At 71.7% G+C, this 16,451-nt stretch carries 20 protein-coding genes; 7 read left to right on the top strand and 13 right to left on the bottom strand.

Translation table 11 applies throughout. The features are described from left to right. Nucleotides 1-61: 61 nt before the first annotated feature. Entirely contained in the window at nt 62-964 is a 903-nt protein-coding gene (locus ACGFZK_RS13325; protein WP_393848985.1) for an oxidoreductase, read from the top strand. 25 nt (nt 965-989) lie between these two features. On the opposite strand, the gene ACGFZK_RS13330 is transcribed toward ACGFZK_RS13325, so the two are convergent. Beyond that, entirely contained in the window at nt 990-1,238 is a 249-nt protein-coding gene (locus ACGFZK_RS13330; RefSeq protein WP_393848986.1) for a hypothetical protein, read from the bottom strand. A 199-nt stretch (nt 1,239-1,437) separates the two neighbouring features. Beyond that, on the bottom strand, nt 1,438-1,944 hold the full coding sequence (locus ACGFZK_RS13335) for a hypothetical protein (RefSeq protein WP_393848987.1): 507 nt from the start codon (nt 1,942-1,944) through the stop codon (nt 1,438-1,440). A 230-nt stretch (nt 1,945-2,174) separates the two neighbouring features. Between ACGFZK_RS13335 and ACGFZK_RS13340 the strand changes: the two genes are divergently transcribed. Beyond that, on the top strand, nt 2,175-3,017 hold the full coding sequence (locus ACGFZK_RS13340) for a serine protease (RefSeq protein ID WP_393848988.1): 843 nt from the start codon (nt 2,175-2,177) through the stop codon (nt 3,015-3,017). Nucleotides 3,018-3,085: 68 nt separating this feature from the next. After that, the gene (locus tag ACGFZK_RS13345; protein ID WP_393848989.1) at nt 3,086-3,478 is read left to right on the top strand and encodes a toxin Doc; all 393 of its coding nucleotides are present in this window, start codon (nt 3,086-3,088) and stop codon (nt 3,476-3,478) included. Nucleotides 3,479-3,494: 16 nt separating this feature from the next. Here the strand turns inward: ACGFZK_RS13345 and ACGFZK_RS13350 are convergent, their stop codons facing one another. From ACGFZK_RS13350 to ACGFZK_RS13395, 10 genes are all read right to left on the bottom strand, one after another. Beyond that, nucleotides 3,495-3,881, bottom strand: a complete 387-nt coding sequence (locus ACGFZK_RS13350) for a hypothetical protein (RefSeq protein WP_030725700.1) — start codon at nt 3,879-3,881, stop codon at nt 3,495-3,497. A gap of 316 nt (nt 3,882-4,197) precedes the next feature. Then, complete coding sequence (locus ACGFZK_RS13355) at nt 4,198-5,115, bottom strand: MurR/RpiR family transcriptional regulator (RefSeq protein WP_393848990.1); 918 nt, start codon at nt 5,113-5,115, stop codon at nt 4,198-4,200. 66 nt (nt 5,116-5,181) lie between these two features. Further along, entirely contained in the window at nt 5,182-5,814 is a 633-nt protein-coding gene (locus ACGFZK_RS13360) for an NADPH-dependent FMN reductase (protein ID WP_393849336.1), read from the bottom strand. A gap of 274 nt (nt 5,815-6,088) precedes the next feature. Beyond that, nucleotides 6,089-6,430 (bottom strand): TcmI family type II polyketide cyclase, encoded by a 342-nt coding sequence (locus tag ACGFZK_RS13365; protein WP_393848991.1) that lies wholly within the window; start codon nt 6,428-6,430, stop codon nt 6,089-6,091. A gap of 20 nt (nt 6,431-6,450) precedes the next feature. Continuing rightward, on the bottom strand, nt 6,451-6,930 hold the full coding sequence (locus ACGFZK_RS13370) for an SRPBCC family protein (RefSeq protein WP_393848992.1): 480 nt from the start codon (nt 6,928-6,930) through the stop codon (nt 6,451-6,453). Nucleotide 6,931: 1 nt separating this feature from the next. After that, the gene (locus ACGFZK_RS13375) at nt 6,932-7,186 is read right to left on the bottom strand and encodes an acyl carrier protein (protein ID WP_393848993.1); all 255 of its coding nucleotides are present in this window, start codon (nt 7,184-7,186) and stop codon (nt 6,932-6,934) included. Between the two features lie 15 nt (nt 7,187-7,201). Further along, nucleotides 7,202-8,437 (bottom strand): beta-ketoacyl synthase N-terminal-like domain-containing protein, encoded by a 1,236-nt coding sequence (locus tag ACGFZK_RS13380; protein WP_393848994.1) that lies wholly within the window; start codon nt 8,435-8,437, stop codon nt 7,202-7,204. Next, nucleotides 8,434-9,705 carry a beta-ketoacyl-[acyl-carrier-protein] synthase family protein gene (locus tag ACGFZK_RS13385; protein WP_393848995.1) on the bottom strand — a complete coding sequence of 424 codons (1,272 nt, stop codon included), beginning with the start codon at nt 9,703-9,705 and terminating at the stop codon, nt 8,434-8,436. The genes ACGFZK_RS13380 and ACGFZK_RS13385 overlap by 4 nt, the downstream gene beginning before the upstream one ends. Next, nucleotides 9,702-10,145, bottom strand: a complete 444-nt coding sequence (locus tag ACGFZK_RS13390) for a cupin domain-containing protein (protein WP_393848996.1) — start codon at nt 10,143-10,145, stop codon at nt 9,702-9,704. The genes ACGFZK_RS13385 and ACGFZK_RS13390 overlap by 4 nt, the downstream gene beginning before the upstream one ends. 91 nt (nt 10,146-10,236) lie before the next feature. Further along, nucleotides 10,237-11,334 carry a SchA/CurD-like domain-containing protein gene (locus ACGFZK_RS13395; RefSeq protein ID WP_393848997.1) on the bottom strand — a complete coding sequence of 366 codons (1,098 nt, stop codon included), beginning with the start codon at nt 11,332-11,334 and terminating at the stop codon, nt 10,237-10,239. A 275-nt stretch (nt 11,335-11,609) separates the two neighbouring features. On the opposite strand from ACGFZK_RS13395, the gene ACGFZK_RS13400 reads away from it, so the two are divergent. Continuing rightward, nucleotides 11,610-13,241 (top strand): FAD-dependent oxidoreductase, encoded by a 1,632-nt coding sequence (locus ACGFZK_RS13400; protein WP_393848998.1) that lies wholly within the window; start codon nt 11,610-11,612, stop codon nt 13,239-13,241. A 50-nt stretch (nt 13,242-13,291) separates the two neighbouring features. Here the strand turns inward: ACGFZK_RS13400 and ACGFZK_RS13405 are convergent, their stop codons facing one another. Continuing rightward, nucleotides 13,292-13,501 (bottom strand): acyl-CoA carboxylase epsilon subunit, encoded by a 210-nt coding sequence (locus ACGFZK_RS13405; protein WP_393848999.1) that lies wholly within the window; start codon nt 13,499-13,501, stop codon nt 13,292-13,294. A gap of 344 nt (nt 13,502-13,845) precedes the next feature. Here ACGFZK_RS13405 and ACGFZK_RS13410 point away from each other — a divergent pair, with 344 nt between their 5' ends. The 3 genes from ACGFZK_RS13410 to ACGFZK_RS13420 all read left to right on the top strand — a co-directional run bounded on the left by ACGFZK_RS13410 (nt 13,846) and on the right by ACGFZK_RS13420 (nt 16,366). After that, on the top strand, nt 13,846-14,064 hold the full coding sequence (locus tag ACGFZK_RS13410; protein ID WP_393849000.1) for a hypothetical protein: 219 nt from the start codon (nt 13,846-13,848) through the stop codon (nt 14,062-14,064). 249 nt (nt 14,065-14,313) lie between these two features. Continuing rightward, nucleotides 14,314-15,744 carry a glycoside hydrolase family 16 protein gene (locus ACGFZK_RS13415; RefSeq protein ID WP_393849001.1) on the top strand — a complete coding sequence of 477 codons (1,431 nt, stop codon included), beginning with the start codon at nt 14,314-14,316 and terminating at the stop codon, nt 15,742-15,744. Nucleotides 15,745-15,853: 109 nt separating this feature from the next. Then, nucleotides 15,854-16,366: a pyridoxamine 5'-phosphate oxidase family protein gene (locus tag ACGFZK_RS13420; protein WP_393849002.1), complete on the top strand. Its 513-nt coding sequence runs from the start codon at nt 15,854-15,856 to the stop codon at nt 16,364-16,366. Nucleotides 16,367-16,451: the final 85 nt, after the last annotated feature.

Below are 16,451 nucleotides of genomic sequence, written 5' to 3' on the forward strand. Positions count from 1 at the left end.
GAGGATTCGGTCATGTCTTAATCAATGGCCTGGCAGCCTACCCGGTGGAGATCATCCGGTCATGACCTCACAGACGACTACCGCGGCGGCGGCAGGCACTTGGGACCTCGGCGATCTGCGCATCAACCGGATCGGCTTCGGCGCGATGCGCCTGCCGCAGACCGGCGAGGCGTTCGCGGACGACGCCGTGCCCAGGGACCGCGGCCAGGCGATCGGCGTGCTGCGCCGGGCGGTCGAGCTCGGCGTGAACCACATCGACACCGCCGCGTTCTACTTCTCGCCGCTGCGCTCCGCCAACGAGCTGATCCATGCCGCGCTGGCCCCCTACCCGGAGGACCTCGTGATCGCCACCAAGGTCGGGCCGGGCCGGGACCCGTCCGGAGCCTGGATCGAGCACGCCACCCCCGGGCAACTGCGCGGCCAGGTCGAGGAGAACCTGCGCCAGCTCGGCCGGGACCACCTCGACGTGGTGAACCTGCGCATCGTCGGAACGGATTCCATCGCCGAGCGTTTCGGCGCACTGGCCGAGCTCCGCGATGCCGGACTCATCCGCCACCTGGGCATCTCCAACGTCACGCCCGAGCACCTGGTCGAGGCCCGGGCCATCGCGCCGGTGGTCTGCGTGCAGAACATGTACGGGATCGGGGTGCGGCCGGAGCACGACGCGTTCGTGCGCACCTGCGGGGAGCAGGGAATCGCGTTCGTCCCCTTCTACTCCATCGCCGGCACCGGACGGCAGGCGGGCGCGAGCGGCGCCGAGAGCGAGGAGCTGCTCGCCGTCGCCCGGGCGCACGGCGCGAGCCCGGCGCAGGTACGGCTGGCGTGGACGCTCCAGCGGGGGCCGCACATACTGGCCATTCCCGGCACGGGCGACCCGGATCACCTGGAGGCGAACGTGGCCGCCGGGGCTCTGCGCCTCTCCGAGGAGGATCTGACCGCCCTGGAGGCCCTGCACCACGCCTGAGTCCCCCGCACGGCCCGGACGGCCCTCAGGGGAGGTCGTCGGTCGGCGGGTCGGCCTCGTACACGTGCGGGGTGTCCCACTGCCAGTCCAGCAGCTCGGCGCCGCCGAGGACCACGTCGTCGGGATCGGGCATACCGGCCCGGCGCAGGAACTCGATGACGTCCTCGTCCGAGCGGGCAAGGCCCAGGGACTCCTCTCCGGTCGAGGTCCGCAGGGTCACCTGCCGGCCCCCCGACGGGAAGATCCGGTGCACGACGACGGGTGCATGGTGCATACCCCCAGCCTCGCCCCGTCCGCCCGGCCCGGCACCCCGGGGGCGGCGAGGGGGTGCCCCCGCGGATCGGGGAGCGGTGCCTGGTGCGTGCCGGTCGCAAGGGCGCGGAGGGAGTCGACGCGGACGTCGGCGACCGACGAGAACGCGGCGGGCGTGCGTGACAGGCACCGCGAGCCCGGCCTGATCGGCAAGCCACCCCCTAGGGAGTACGGCCGGCCGTGGCGGCGCGGTCGGTCCTCGTGGGGATGCGGAACGTCGAGGGGTCGGGGTAGGTCGCCTTCTCGGCCCGCAGGACTTCTTCGATCCCGGCCTTGAAGGCGGGCTCGAAGAAGTCGACGGTCAGCAGCAGCCGCAGGCCCTCCAGGGTCGGATCGAGCAGCGGGCGGGCCATCCGCGCTCCGCCGCCCGAGATGCCGGGGAAACCGTCGCGGGCGGCCGCGGGTCTCTCTCCCGCGCGCTCCCCGAGTCCGGCAGCCGCGTAGCCGGCGATCAGCGCGAGTTCCGCGAGGTACTTGCGGGCTCCACGGGCCATCTCCTCGGCGCCCTGCAGCGTCTGGACCGAGCCGCCCGCGACTTTGAAGTCGTCGCTGATCCGCTTCGGGCCGCGTGCCTCGTACACGGCGAGGGCCTCCTCGAAGAGCCGCCCCGCCTCGTCGACCGCCTTCATCGCCGTCACCAGCTGGTCGATGTCGATCTCGCGCTTCACGCTGCCTCCTGGTCCGGAACTGTGCTGCCACGACCGTAGGAGGCAAAACCGCCGGGGCGGAACACCCGTGCGGCGGTCAGATCTCCGCGCCCTCCCGGCCGCCCGGGACCCCTCTCCCGGCCGGGAGGTCAACTCGCCATGCACTCTTGCGACTTGGAGCCGAGATCCCAACAATGCGCATGACAACCGGAGGATCTTCGGTCGCATTGTCACCAGAGGGGAACCCCCACATGAAAAAGCCTCTCGTCGGCGCGTTACTCTCCCTGCTCCTGCTGGGAGCGGCGGTCACCCCCGCCATGGCCGCGCCGACCGCACCCACCGCACCCGCGCCCACCGCCGTCGCGGTGAACTTCGCGGGCACCGTCGCCCTCAGCAACTGTTCCGGTTCCGTCGTCCGCGCGCCCGCCTCCCAGCCGAACGACCTCGCCCTCGTCCTGTCCAACGGGCACTGCCTGGAGTCGGGCTTCCCGGCCGCCGGCGAGGTCGTCAAGGACCGCCCGTCCAGCCGCTCGTTCTCGCTGCTCAACTCCACGGGATCGAAGGTGGGGACGCTTCGCGCGAGCAAGGTCGCGTACGCGACGATGACCGACACCGACATCTCGATCTACCAGCTGACCAGGACCTACGCCCAGATCCAGAGCCAGTACGGCATCACCGCCCTGACGCTCGATGACGTACGCCCGGCCCAGGGCTCGGCGATCAAGGTCGTCTCCGGCTACTGGAAGCGGATCTACAGCTGCAACGTCGACGGCTTCGCCTACCGCCTCAAGGAGGGCGACTGGACCTGGAAGGACTCGGTCCGCTACACCTCCGCCTGCAACACCATCGGCGGCACCTCCGGTTCCCCGGTGATCGACACGACGACCGGCAAGGTCGTCGCCGTCAACAACACGGGCAACGAGGACGGCGCCCGCTGCACGGTGAACAACCCCTGCGAGGTCGACCAGAACGGCACCGTGACGGTCCGCCAGGGCATCAACTACGCGCAGCAGACGTACATCGTCGTCCCCTGCATAGCCCCCGGCAACAAGATCGACCTGAACCGCCCCGGCTGCTCGCTGCCCAAGCCGTAACCCCGCGCGCGTCCCCGCCCGACCCGAAACGCCCCACGGCCGGGCCTCGGGCGGGGATACTCGGACGCGTGGAACTGCACATCGATCACCGCTGGTTGCTGGAGCGGCAGGAGGCACTGTTCAAGGACGTGGCGGTGGCCGACCACTCCGCCCTGGTCGCCGCCGTGGCCCGGCACCGGGTGAACACGCCCAGCCTGGAAGTGGACGATCCCGACGCCTACTGGCGTGCGGCCGCGCTGCTCCACGCGATCGTGCTGCTCCGGCCGCTTCCCGACTCCAACGAGTACTTCGGCTACGGGGTCGCCGTCGCGTACATCGAGGCCTCCGGCAAGGCGGTGGACGCCACCTACGAGCAGTGGCGCGACCTCGTCACCGACATCCGCACCCTGCGGGCCACCACCTTCGACGTGGCCGCCCGGCTCCGCTCCTGGCAGCCCACGCAGAGCAACAGCCAGGAGTAGGCGCGCACGGTCCGGTTCAGCGCCTGCGCTGGGCGGGGGTACCGACGAGCAGCGCGTCGGACACGAGGCGTGCGCCGCGGGCGAGCCGGCCCAGCTGCTCCAGCTCGACGGCGTACATCCTGATGGAGTTCTCGATGACCGACTCGGCGATGCCCATGGTGGGCAGCTCGGCGCGGCTGGTCTGCAGGGCCGCCCGCACCGCGCGCATCTCGTGCTGCAGCTGGAGCTGAACGTGCCGGGCCAGGAGTGCGTGGTGACGGGTGAGGGTCAGGTAGCCGCCGTAGCGGGCCGGGAGCAGGTCCCGCAGCCAGCGCGTGGCCGTACGCTCCCAGTCGTGCGTCCCGGGTGCCTTGACCTGCATGGGCCAGTCAGGGCTGAGGGTAAACGTGGCCGTCTGAGGCATTCTCGTCACTTCCGAGTGGTGTCGAACTCTGATCGAGACGTTCTGGGGCGGCCTCGGCCCAGGGGTTGACCGAGGCCGCCAGGGCGCTCTGCGGGATCCGAAAGCCTGGACCCGACACGCGGTCGCGACCTGAGGAGGTTGGCCGTGCCGCGCGTGCGTTCGGGAGGACATGGGGGTCCTCCTTGGCATCTGGTGGATCCGGAGCGCCGTCGTCAGTAAACATATATACCGTCGAGTAAGCAAGCGTATGAAAAATTTCATGCACTCTCAGGGCTGAATATCGCCTGGTGGAGCCTGCCGGAAGGGGCTGAAGGACCTACAGAAAAAAGCCGTGCTGGTCGGCCACGTGCTCGTAGCCTTCCAGACGCGCCTGTGTTCGCTCCGGATCCGCGTCGGCCATCGCCTGCAACAGGGCCGCGGACAGCATTCCGGGCGCCGCGTACGAGTCGAAGACCAGCCGGGACCCGGTCCCCGCCGTCAGGGCCACGTCCGCCTCGTCCACCAGCGGCCCCAGGGTGGGGTCCGTGATCAGGACCACGCGCAGCCCCGTACTGCGGGCGGCGCGGATGGCGGCCAGGGTCTCCTTGGCGTGCCGCGGCATGGCGAAGGCCAGCACCCAGGTCCCGCCGGCCGCCCTGGACTGGAGCAGCGCGTCGAAGGCGACGCTGCCGCCGCGGGTCACCAGGCGTACGTCGGGGTGGATGCGCCGGGCCGCGTACGCGAAGTACTCCGCGAGCGAGACCGAGATGCGCAGGCCCAGGATGGTCAGCGGCACCGAGGCGGCCAGCTCGCGGCCGATGTTCAGCACCTGGTCGGTGTCGGCGAGCAGCCTGCGCACGTTCTCCAGGTTCTGGATCTCGGCGTCGACGGCTTCCTGCAGCTCGTTGCGGCGGATCTGCTCGCGGGTGTCCGGGGCGCCGGCGACCGCGCTGAGCGCGATCGGCTGCAGTACGTCGCGCAGGGCCGGATAGCCGCTGAAGCCGAGGGAGGCGGCGAAGCGGGTCACGGAGGGCTGGCTCACGCCCACCCGTTCGGCGAGTTCGGTGATCGAGAGGAACGCGGCCTCGGTGAGGTGGTCGATCAGGTACTGGGCGATGCGGCGCTGGCCCGGGGACAGGCGGCGGCCGTCGAAGAGCGCGAGGAGCCGGTCGGCCGGAGGACGGACCTCTCCGGACGACTGACCCCCTGGTGTGATCGCAGCCGCTTGTGCGCGTGCCTGCTGCCCCGATGACACTCGAGGGCCTCCCTAGCTCATGTCACTCACGCTCCAACATAGCTCACGCCCTGTGGCCGATGATGATCAGTCCTGGGCGCGGGAGGTCACGGGAGCGTCGGTGCGGTCGCCCAGGAACTCGTACCAGCGGCGCTGGAGACACAGGTAGCGGGTGTCGGCCTCGACGAGGTCCAGGAAGGAGCCGATCGTCGCGGTGAGCCGCTCGCCGAGACCCGGGTCGGTGAGGGCGCCGTCCTCGGTGAACGCCTGGTGGGCGGCGGCCAGGCTGAACATGTCGGGGTAGACGCGCGCACCGAGGTGTTCCAGCGGAACCCGCAGGGCCCAGAGGCCGCGGTTGCCGCCGACCATCGAGGGCGAGGCCGAGACCAGCAGGGCCTGCTTGTCCTTGAAGGGCTGTGGGCGGTAGCGGGAGACCCAGTCGATGGCGTTCTTGAGCACGCCCGGGACCGAGGCGTTGTACTCGGGCGAGGCGATGATCAGCGCCTGCGCGGCCTCGATCCGCCGGCACAGGGCGTGCGCCCCCTCCGGCAGTCCCTCGTCGGCCTCCGCGTCCCCGTCGTAGGGCGGCATGGGGAAGTCGCCGAGCGTCGCGGCCTGCACGGTGGCGCCGGCCCGGGTCACCAGGGAGGCGACCAGGGAGGCGAGACGGGTGTTGACCGAGCCGGTGCGGGAGGACCCGGACAGGACGAGCGCGCGCAGGGAGTCACGGGCGGGCCCGCCGTCGTGCGGACGGGCCGGATCCGCCGGAAAGTGGTCGGTGTCGGTCGGGTTCATGCCGCCTTCTCTGCTCTCTGCTCTGCTCTGCTCGGGTCGGCTCGGCTCTGCTCGGGTCGGGTCGGGTCGGCTCGGGTCGGGTCGGCCCTGCTCTGCTCTGGGCAACGCCGGCTCGGCTCTGGGCAGCGGCCGGCGGACCGGCCACGCGCGGCGGGACCCGCACACTTCGGTGTGCGGGTCCCGTCCGGGCGGCCGCGGGTCACTTCCCGCCGGGGTTCTCCCAGCGGTAGAACTCGTGGGCCATGGCGTCCTTCGGACTGCGCCAGGTGTCCGGGTTGTGCGGGCTGATGTACGCGGTCAGCCGGTCGCTGAGGTCCCGGAACTCCGGGTGGTCGGTGACCTTCGCGATGGCCGGGCCGGGCGGCCGGTCCGACTCGATCAGGTGCAGGTAGACGTCGCCGAACTGGAACAGGCTCCGGCGCGTGACCCCGACCAGGTGCGGGAGTTCACCCGCGTCCGAGCCCGCGAAGAGGTCGGCGATGTCCGGTGCCGATCCCGGCGCCATCCGGGCGACGATGAGAGCGCGGTGCGTCTGGTTCATCCGGGTGCTTGCCTTTCGTCTCAGACTCGGCTGACGGCGGGGGCACGGCCCTCGCGCTGACGCTTCTCGATCTTGTCCCGGATGAGCGCCAGCTGGATCGGGGAGTTGCGGTTGATGTTGTCGGTCATCCACGTGTCGTCGACCGGGGCGTCGGGCTTCATCGCGAAGTCCTGCGTCCACTTCATCCGGGTGCCGCCGGGCACCTTGAAGTACTGCCAGTGGATGTCCATGTGCGCGAACGGGCCGGTCTCCACCCGCCGGGCGCGGACCGTGAGGCCCTTGCGGTCGACGGTGCGCTCCGAGACCCAGCTCCACACCTTGCCGTTCTCGTCGGGGTGCATGGTCAGGCGGAAGCGGGTGGTGTCCCCCTTCTCCTCGAGGATCTCGAGGGACGCGTACTCGCTGAACAGGTTCGGCCAGTTCGGGAGGTCGTTGGTCATCTCCCATACGACGTCCACGGGCGCGTTGACGGTGATCTCGTTCTCGGTGTGTCCTGGCATGTCAGGCTCCGGTCATCAGACTGTGGTTGACGAGGTCGAGGAATTCCCCGGGGGTCTTGCAGCGGTCGGCGTGGGTGGGCAGGGCCCGCCCCCGCCGGTTCTCCAGTTCGCCGACGATCCCGAGCAGGCCCAGTGAATCGAGGCCGTACTCGTCGAAGGCGGAGTGCGGACGGCTCGCCAGCTCACCGGGATCGACGGTGATACCGGCCTTCTTCATCAGGGCCGCCAGTTCCTCCAGGGTCAGTCGGTCGGACATCTCGGTTCTCCCTTCTCACTGCGCCGGGGCGGCCTTGCGGACGACGAGCGCGGCGTTCGATCCCATCCGGCCGCGGCTCAGCACCAGCGCGGTGCGCAGCTCCGCCGTGCGGGCGCTGCCCGTCACCACGTCGAGGTCGTGGCACACGTCGAAGACGTTCGGGGTCGGCGGGACGATGCCGTGCTCCAGGGCCAGGACCGCGGCCGCGGTGTCCAGGGCGGGAGCGGCGCAGTACGCCCTGCCGGTACCGGACTTGGGCGCCGTCACCGGCACCTTCCGCCCGTACCCGCCGAGGGCGTCGGCGATGGCGGCCGCCTCGGCCGCGTCCGCCTCCGGGGTTCCGATGGCGTCCGCGAAGACCACGTCGATCTCCTCGGGCGCGCAGTCGGCCTCCCGCAGGGCGCCGCGGATGGCCTGGGCCAGCCCCTCGCCGAACTCGTCCCGGCGCCGGGTGCCGGTGAAGGTCGCGGCATGGCCCGCCAGGACGGCCCGTACGGTGGCGCCGCGGCGGCGGGCCTCGGTCTCGTCCTCGACGACGAACATCGCGCCGCCCTCGGCGGGCACGAATCCGCAGGCCTTGTCGGTGAACGGCCGGTAGGCCCGTTCGGGGTCCTCCGCGGTGCTCAGTCCCTCGTACTCCAGCTGGCACACGATGGAGTACGGCGCGAGGGGCGCCTCCGTGGCCCCGACCAGCATGGCCCGGCTGCCCTGGCGGATCGCCCGGGCAGCGTGCGCGAAGGCGTCCAGTCCGCCCGCCTCGTCGCTGGCCACGACCGCGCAGGGGCCCTTCAGCCCGCGCCGGATGGAGATCTGGCCGGTGCTCGCGGCGTAGAACCAGGCGATCGACTGGTACGGGCCCACGAAACGCGGCCCCTGCTCCCAGAGGTGCTGCAGCTCGCGCTGCCCGAACTCGCCGCCGCCGGATCCGGCGGCGGTGACCACACCGACGGAGAAGGGGTCGCCCTCGTAGTCGGCGCGGCCGAGCCGGGCGTCCTCCAGGGCGAGGTCGGCCGCGGCCAGGGCGTGGTGGGTGAAGCGGTCGGTCTGGACGAGGAAGCGGTCCTCGACCATCGCGCCGGGGTCGAAGCCCCGGACCTCGCCCGCGACGCGCAGCGGCAGGTGCTCGCAGCCCGCCCGGGTGACGCGGTCCAGCACGCTGATGCCGGACTGGGTCGCCTTCCAGAAGGCGCCGGCGCCCACGCCGTTGGGCGCGACGACCCCGATGCCCGTGATGACCGTACGGCTGGTCACGAGACCTCCTCCTTCGGCCGGGTCATGACCACGGCGGACTGGAAGCCGCCGAAGCCACTGCCCACCGAGAGCACGCTGCGCAGCTTCCGGCCGCGGGCGACGCGGGGCACGTAGTCCAGGTCGCACTCGGGGTCGGGCGTCTCGTAGTTCGCGGTCGGCGGGACCACCTGGTGGGTCATGGCGAGTACGCAGGCCGCGAGTTCGATCGCGCCGATCGCGCCGAGGGAGTGCCCCACCATGGATTTGATGGAGGTCATCGGCGTCTTGTAGGCGTGGTCGCCCAGGACCCGCTTGACCGCCGCGGTCTCGTGGCGGTCGTTCTGCTTGGTGCCGGAGCCGTGCGCGTTGACGTAGTCGATCTCGTCGGCGGCGACGCCGGCCTCGGCGAGGGCGGTCTCGATGGCCCGGGCCATCTCCAGGCCCTCGGCGGTCAGCCCGGTCATGTGGTGGGCGTTGCCGAAGGTGGCGTAGCCGCCGATCTCGCAGTAGACGGTCGCACCGCGGGCGCGGGCGTGTTCCAGCTCTTCGAGTACGAGGACGGCGCCGCCCTCGCCGAGGACGAACCCGTCCCGGTCGGCGTCGAACGGCCGGGAGGCGTGGGCCGGGTCGTCGTTGTTCGGCGAGGTCGCCTTGATGGCGTCGAAGCAGGCCACGGTGATCGGCGATATGGGCGAGTCGGAGGCGCCCGCGATGCACACGTCCATCCGGCCCTCCGCGATGGAGTGGACGGCGTACCCGATGGCGTCGAGTCCCGAGGTGCAGCCGGTGGAGACCGTCTGGACCGGTCCCCGGGCACCCGTCTGCTCCGCGACGGCGGAGGCGAGGGTGGCGGGTGTGAAGGCCCGGTGCAGGAACGGGCCGGCGCGCTTGTGGTCCACGTCCCACCAGGAACCGGACTGGCTCACGGCGACGTAGTCGTGCTCCAGCCGGGTGGTGCCGCCGACGGCCGTGCCGAGGGAGACCCCGGTCCGCCAGGCCTCGTCCGTGGTGAGGTCGAGTCCCGCGTCCTTCACCGCCTCCCGGGCGGCGACCAGGGCGAACTGGATGTACCGGTCCGCCCGGTCCGCCTCGTCCGCTTCGAGACCGTGCGCGGCGGGGTCGAAGTCGACCTCCGCGGCTATCCGGGAGCGGAATCCGGCCGGGTCGAAGAGGCTGATGCCGCGTGTCGCCGTACGGCCGTTGGAGAGCAGGTCCCAGAAGTCGCGGACGCCGATCCCGCCGGGCGCGACGACGCCGACTCCGGTGACGGCCACCCGCCGGCGGGTCACGAGACCGCTCCCGTACGGTCCGGGGGCTGCTCCCAGGCGGTGCCCTCCGGGTGCGGGGCCTGCTCGGTGTCCACGTGCCCGAGTTCGGGGCGCGGGGCCAGCGGCCCGAGGTGGAAGACCATGCGGGCTTCGGTGTCCCCGACGTTGCGGAACCGGTGGCGCACGTTCAGCGGGACCAGCAGCCCCTGGTCGGTGCGGAGCGGGTGGGCCTCGCCGTCGAGGTCGACCTCCAGGCTGCCGCTGACCACGAACACGAACTCCTCTGAGTACGGGTGGTAGTGCTCGGCGATCGACTCTCCGGGGGCCATGATCGCCAGGCCCATGAAGCCGCTGGTGGAACCCACGGAGGTCGGGGTGAGCACGGCCCTCAGGTCTCCGCCGCGCCGGCGGTTGGGGGGCGTCTCGCTGAGGTCCACGATGCGTGGGCGCTGTTGGGTCATGGCGGGTTCCTCCTGCGTGTGGGGAGAGCCTGGCTGCGGGTGGGTGAAGAGGGGTGGGATGGAACGGGGGCGCCGGATGGGCCGGGGAGGATCAGGACTCCGCGGGTGCCCGGCGATCGGTGATCAGGTTCATGGTGTGGTCCGCGGGCCGGGCCCGCCCGCCGGCCCGGACCGTCAGCCGCTCGAGCACCGCGGCCTTGCGCGGTCCCGAGACGCCGAAGGTGGTCTCGGGCTCGGCGTCGAGCGGGCCGCGCACGTCGATGAGCCGGACGACGATGTCGTCACGCTGGAAGATGCTGCTGCTCCGAACGGGGCTGTCGGGGTGGTGTGCGGCCGCCTCGTCCTGGCGGGCGAGGAACTTCGCGAGCGCGGTGCCGCAGCCGGGCTTGGCCGGGTAGAAGAGCGCGTGCCGCTGCACCTCGCCGGATTCGGGCTCGGGTGCGGCGATGTGGTGGACGGCCGGGATCGCCGCGCGCATGAAGAACATGCGGGCCGACTCCGGGTCGTTCAGGTTCCGCTCCTGTTCGAGATAGGGGTTGATGGCCTGCTCCACCGCACGCACCTCGGGCTGCTCGGAGACGTGCCGCAGGGCCGCCATCAGGTCCCCCTGCACCTCCACCGTTCGCACGACCCGGTTGCCGTGCATGAACAGCGAGGTCCGGCACAGCCGAGTGTGGTCGTCCACCCGGGCCGCCGGGGAGGCGTAGCTGGAGAGGATCGACGCGACTTCCTTCTCGCTGCCCGGCCTGACGGTGAAGGTGAGGGCGTGGCGCACGATGCCGGCGCCGAGGCGGGGCGTGGTCTGCAGTCGCGCCGTGGCAGGGCGGGCCGCCTGGTCGTAGCCGCGGCCGGTCTCCCGCAGGACGGTGAACTTGAGCGGGCGCATGGCCCGGGCGCACGCGCCGAGCGGCTTCACCTGTTCGGCATGGTGCTCGCTGTTGACCCATGCGAGGTACTGCGGGGCGCTTTCCCACTCGCTGGTGATGAGCCATTGGGAGGGATTCTCGAAGGACTGGCACAGCTGGTCGCTGATGTGGCCCGGAACCGACGCGATGTCGTGGCGGAGCTGTTCGTACGCCTCGAAGAACTGCTGCTGGGTCCCCTCGTGGAGATCCATCAGCAGGACGACCCGGAGCATGGAGCCGTCGAAGGCTGACTGCGACACCCGTTCGGACAGGGTGGTTGTCATCTACTCACTCCTTCATGAGGGGGTGGAGATCCATCGCGTACGGACCCCTCGTCCGTCACCGGTGGCGTCCGCCCGGGCCGGCGGCCGCCTGGGTGGGGAACGGCAGGCCGGCGCGTCTCAGGGGGAGCCGCTGTCGCTCATCGTCATCCGGGTGGGGACGTACCGCTACATGTCCGGATCAAGCGGGTGACAACCGGCGAATCAACTGGGCCTGATCCCGGATCGGGGGCATAAAGACTCCACTCCCCCACACAGAAAACAGGAGCCCGCAGCTGATGGAAGACAACGCCGATGTTCGCGTACCGGTTCTCGTCGTGGGCGGCTCCCTCGTGGGCCTGTCCACCTCGCTTTTCCTGAGCCGCCACGGAGTGAGGCACCTGCTGGTCGAGAAGCACTCCGGTACCTCCGCGCACCCGCGGGGCCGTGGCATCAACGCCCGGACGATGGAGCTGTTCCGCACGGCAGGGGCGGAGCGCGCGATCCGCCGGGCGGCGTCCGTACTGGAGGGAAATCAGGGCATTCTGCAGGCCCGGTCACTGACCGACGGCGACCACAACTGGCTGATCAAGTCCATCGATCCGTCCGGAGCGCTGGCCCGGTTCAGTCCGACCGGCTGGTGCCTTTGCAGCCAGAACAACATCGAGCCGGTGCTGGCCGAACAGAGCCGCGAACTGGGCGCCGACGTCCGGTTCGCCACCGAGCTGATGAGCTTCGACCAGGACTCCACCGGGGTCAACGCCGTGGTGAAGGACCGGGAGACGGGTGAGCACATCACGGTGCGCGCCGACTTCCTGATCGCGGCGGACGGGCCGCGCAGTCCCGTGAGGGAACAACTCCGGATCCCTCAGACGGGTAACGGCGAGCTGTTCCACAACGTGAGCGTCACCTTCCGCTCCGAGAAGCTCGTCGAGGTGCTGGGCGATCTGCGCTTCATCGTCTGCTACCTGATGCGCCCGGGTGCGGACGGGGCGCTGCTGCCGGTGGACAACAAGACGCAGTGGGTCTTCCACGCCCCGTGGCACCCCGAGCAGGGCGAGACGCTGGAGGACTTCACCGACGAGCGCTGCGTGGACCAGATCCGCGAGGCGATCGGCGTACCCGACCTGGACGTGAACATCGGCGGCAAGGCGCCCTGGCATGCGGCCGAACGGGTGGCCGAGCGGTATTCGTCCGGCCGGGTGTTCCTGGCCGGGGACGCGGCCCACGAGATGTCCCCCACCGGGGCCTTCGGCTCCAACACGGGCATCCAGGACGCGCACAACCTGGCGTGGAAGATCGCCGCGGTACTGGACGGCTCGGCCGGCATCGGGCTGCTCGACACCTACCAGGCCGAGCGGCTGCCGGTGGCCAGGGCCACCAGCGAGCGGGCATCGGCCCGTTCCGCGGAGCACAGCCACCCGGGGTACGCGCCGCCGCCCACCATGGGCGGCGGGCCGGGCAGCGGGGTCCTCACCACGGCCATGGGCTACTGCTACCCGAGCGGCGCGCTCGTCGGCGGCGAACCCGGACGGCCCGTCATCCCCGAGACGCTGCGGCTGGTCGGCGACACCGGGACCCGGGCCCCGCACATGTGGGTCACCCGGGCGGGTGAGCAGATCTCCACCCTGGACCTCTACGAACGCTCCTTCGTGCTGCTCAGCGGCGCGGGGACGCCGTGGCAGGCGGCCGCACAGCGGGTGGCCGAGCAGCTCTCGGTGCGGCTGGAGGCCTACACCATCGGCTCCGGGCCGGGCGTGGACCTGGTCCAGGACGGGCCCTCCGACTGGACCGGCGTGCACGCGATGAACGCCGAGGGCGCCGTGCTCGTACGGCCGGACGGGTTCGTGGCCTGGCGCTCGGAGGGTGCCGTGGCCGATGCCCCGGCGACGCTGCGCGAGGTCCTCTCGACGGTGCTGCGCCGGGCGTGATCACCTCGTCCCCGCTTCCGCCGGCCGTGCGTGCGGCCGGCGGAAGCGGTTCAGCGGCAGGCCCAGCAACCTGCCCAGCAGCCGGTGGCCGGCAGGGCGGTACGCCTGCGGCCGGGTCCGGCGCCGCCGGCCTCGTCCCGGCCGCCGGAGGTCCGGTGGGCGTAACACGCGACGACGACCGCGATCGCGGCCAGTTCCTCGGGGGCGGCGACGCCCCTCACCACACGCAGCAGGCTCGCTATCGGGACATCCTTCGACATCGGCACGGCCTCTCTCACGGGGGCTGCGCGTGCGCCCGGTCGCATCGCGAGGGGCGGAGCGGCTCTGCTCCGGCGCGGGCGGCACACGGATGGCTCGGAGCGCTGACGGGACGTGTTCCGCGTGAGCGAACCGGCCGGCGGACTCCGGTGATCGGATCACCGGGAATCCTGTCGCGACCGACGCTACAAGAGCGTGCCGCGCGCGGCACGCCGGGCCGGGTTGCGGGCCCGGGTGCGGGCAGGAGTGCGGACCCGGGTGGGGATGTGAGCGGGGATTCGAGCGGGGACCCGCGCTCCGTGCGCCGCCTCGTTCCCCCGGCCACGACGCCTGCGCCGGACCGGCCGTGACCCGCCACGGGCCGCTGCTGTGCCGGGGCTGCGCCGGCAACCTGTACGCCGTCTGCACCACGGACCACGCCGGCGGGAACAAGGCCGGGCAGTGGGAGGTCGACCACGAGATGCCCGTACCGTGCCCGCTGGCAGGTCTGCTGCCGCTGACCGGGACGGCGGCCTCCGTGCACGACCTGCCCGGGGCCGAGGAGGTACTCGGTCCGCCGTTGTGAATTCGGGGAGTTGCTTCGTACGGGTGAACACCGTGCCGTCGCCGGCCGTGGACCGGCGGCGGCACCTCTCGCGTTCAAGGGTTGCACTCCCCCTGCCTGCACGCCCTTTGCCGGTTCAATCTCTTGACGGCCCGTGAGGACGCGGAGGACAGTGTCCAGCGGCGTCGTCTTGAGAGCGCTCTCAAGACGGCGAACCCGCTGACCCCTTCCCCCCGCACCGCGCCTCGGCGCGCTTCAGAGAGGGCACCCATGCACGAGATATCCGGCAGAAAGCGGCCGACGGTCCGGCGGGCCGTCTTGGCCGCCCTCAGCACGATCGCCGTGGTCGCGGCGGCCGCCGCGGGCGTCGCCCTGCCCGCGAGCGCCGCGGCTCCCCCCACACCGGCCGGCTGGTCCCGGGTGTTCCTGGACGAGTTCGACGGAGCCGCGGGAGCCGGGGTGAACACCGCCGACTGGCAGTACACCACCGGCACCTCCTACCCCGGCGGACCCGCCAACTTCGGCACCGGAGAGATCGAGACGATGACCGCCGACCCCTCCAACGTCTCCCTCGACGGGACGGGCAACCTGCGCATCACGCCGCGCCGCGACGCCGCCGGCAACTGGACCTCCGGCCGCGTCGAGACCCGGCGGGCCGACTTCGAGCCCCCGGCGGGCGGCAAGCTCCGTTCGGAAGCCCGTATCCAGATGCCGAACGTGACGGGCCCGGCCGCCAAGGGCTACTGGCCGGCGTTCTGGATGCTCGGCGCCCCCTACCGGGGCAACTGGTGGAACTGGCCGGGCATCGGCGAGATCGACATCCTGGAGAACGTCCAGGGCCTCAACAACGTCTGGGCGACGCTGCATTGCGGCATGAGCCCGGGCGGCCCCTGCAACGAGACCTCCGGCATCGGCGGACAGCGCGCCTGCCCCGGTGCCACCTGCCAGGCCGGCTTCCACACGTACGCCGTCGAGTGGGACCGGTCGACCGCCGTCGAGGAGATGCGCTTCTACGTCGACGAGTTCAACTTCCACACGGTGCGCGCCAACCAGGTGGACACGACGACCTGGACCAACGCCACGAACCACGGCTACTTCATCATCCTGAACGTGGCCATGGGCGGCGGCTTCCCGGACGCCTTCGGCGGCGGCCCCGACGCGGGCACCCAGCCGGGGCACGCCATGGTCGTCGACTACGTGTCCGTCCTGCGGTCGACCGGCGGCTCCACTCCCCCGACGACACCTCCCACCACGCCGCCCACCACCCCTCCCACCACGCCGCCCGGTCAGCGCGACGCGTACACCGCGATCCAGGCCGAGTCGTACGACGGCCAGTCGGGCGTGAGCCGGGAGACCACCGCGGACAGCGGCGGCGGCCAGGACCTCACGGCCATCGGCAACGGCGACTGGGCACTGTTCCGGGGCGTCGACTTCGGTTCCGCGCCGGCCCGGCAGTTCTACGGACGCGTGGCGAGCGGTGCGGCCGGCGGGGTCAGCGGGCTGGTCGAGGTACGCCTCGACAGCCCGGCCTCGGCCCCCGTCGGCAGCTTCGCGGTCGCGTCCACCGGCGGCTGGCAGAGCTGGCGCACGGTGCCGGCGAACATCACCGCGGTGACGGGAAAGCACGACGTCTACCTGACCTTCACCAGCGGCCAGCCCGCCGACTTCGTGAACGTCAACTGGTTCGACTTCGGTCACTGACCCGCACGGCGTCCGCCGGGGAACCCGGGCGGCCTCGCCGCGCGGCCCCCGGTGGACGGCCGGGGCGCCCCGGGACAGGCTGGTGGCGAACCGCACCAGGAGGACACCCATGCCCGACGAAGACCCCCGCGCCGAACTCGACGAGCGCTACAGCGACGAGCAGGCGACGGCCGTGCCCTGGCGGGACGCCGTCACCCGGCTGGCGGCGGCGGAGCTGTACTGGCTGACGACCGTGCGCCCGGACGCACGCCCGCACGTCACCCCGCTGATCGGCGTGTGGGCGGACGGCGCGCTGCATTTCTGCACCGGGCCGCAGGAGCGCAAGGCCAAGAACCTCCGCGGCAACGCGCACGTCGTCCTCACCACCGGTACGAACACCCTGCACGAGGGCTTCGACCTGGTCGTCGAGGGCGAGGCAGCCCGGGTCACGGACCCCGACCGGCTGCGCCGGCTCGCCGCCGCCTGGGAGGAGAAGTACGGCCCCGAGTGGCACTTCGACGTGGGTGACGGCGTGTTCACCAACCCGGAGGCGGGCGAGGCGGTGGTCTTCGCGGTGCGCCCGAGCACGGCCTTCGGCTTCGGCAAGGGCGGATACAGCCAGACGCGCTGGCTCTTCTCCTGACCCCCGGCCTCCCGCGGGCGGCCTGTCCCGCGGGAAGCGCGACGTCCGCCGGGTTAGGCTCGGAGCAGGTCGCGAAGGGGATGGT

Source organism: Streptomyces sp. NPDC048257, from assembly GCF_043201855.1.
Lineage (GTDB): Bacteria > Actinomycetota > Actinomycetes > Streptomycetales > Streptomycetaceae > Streptomyces.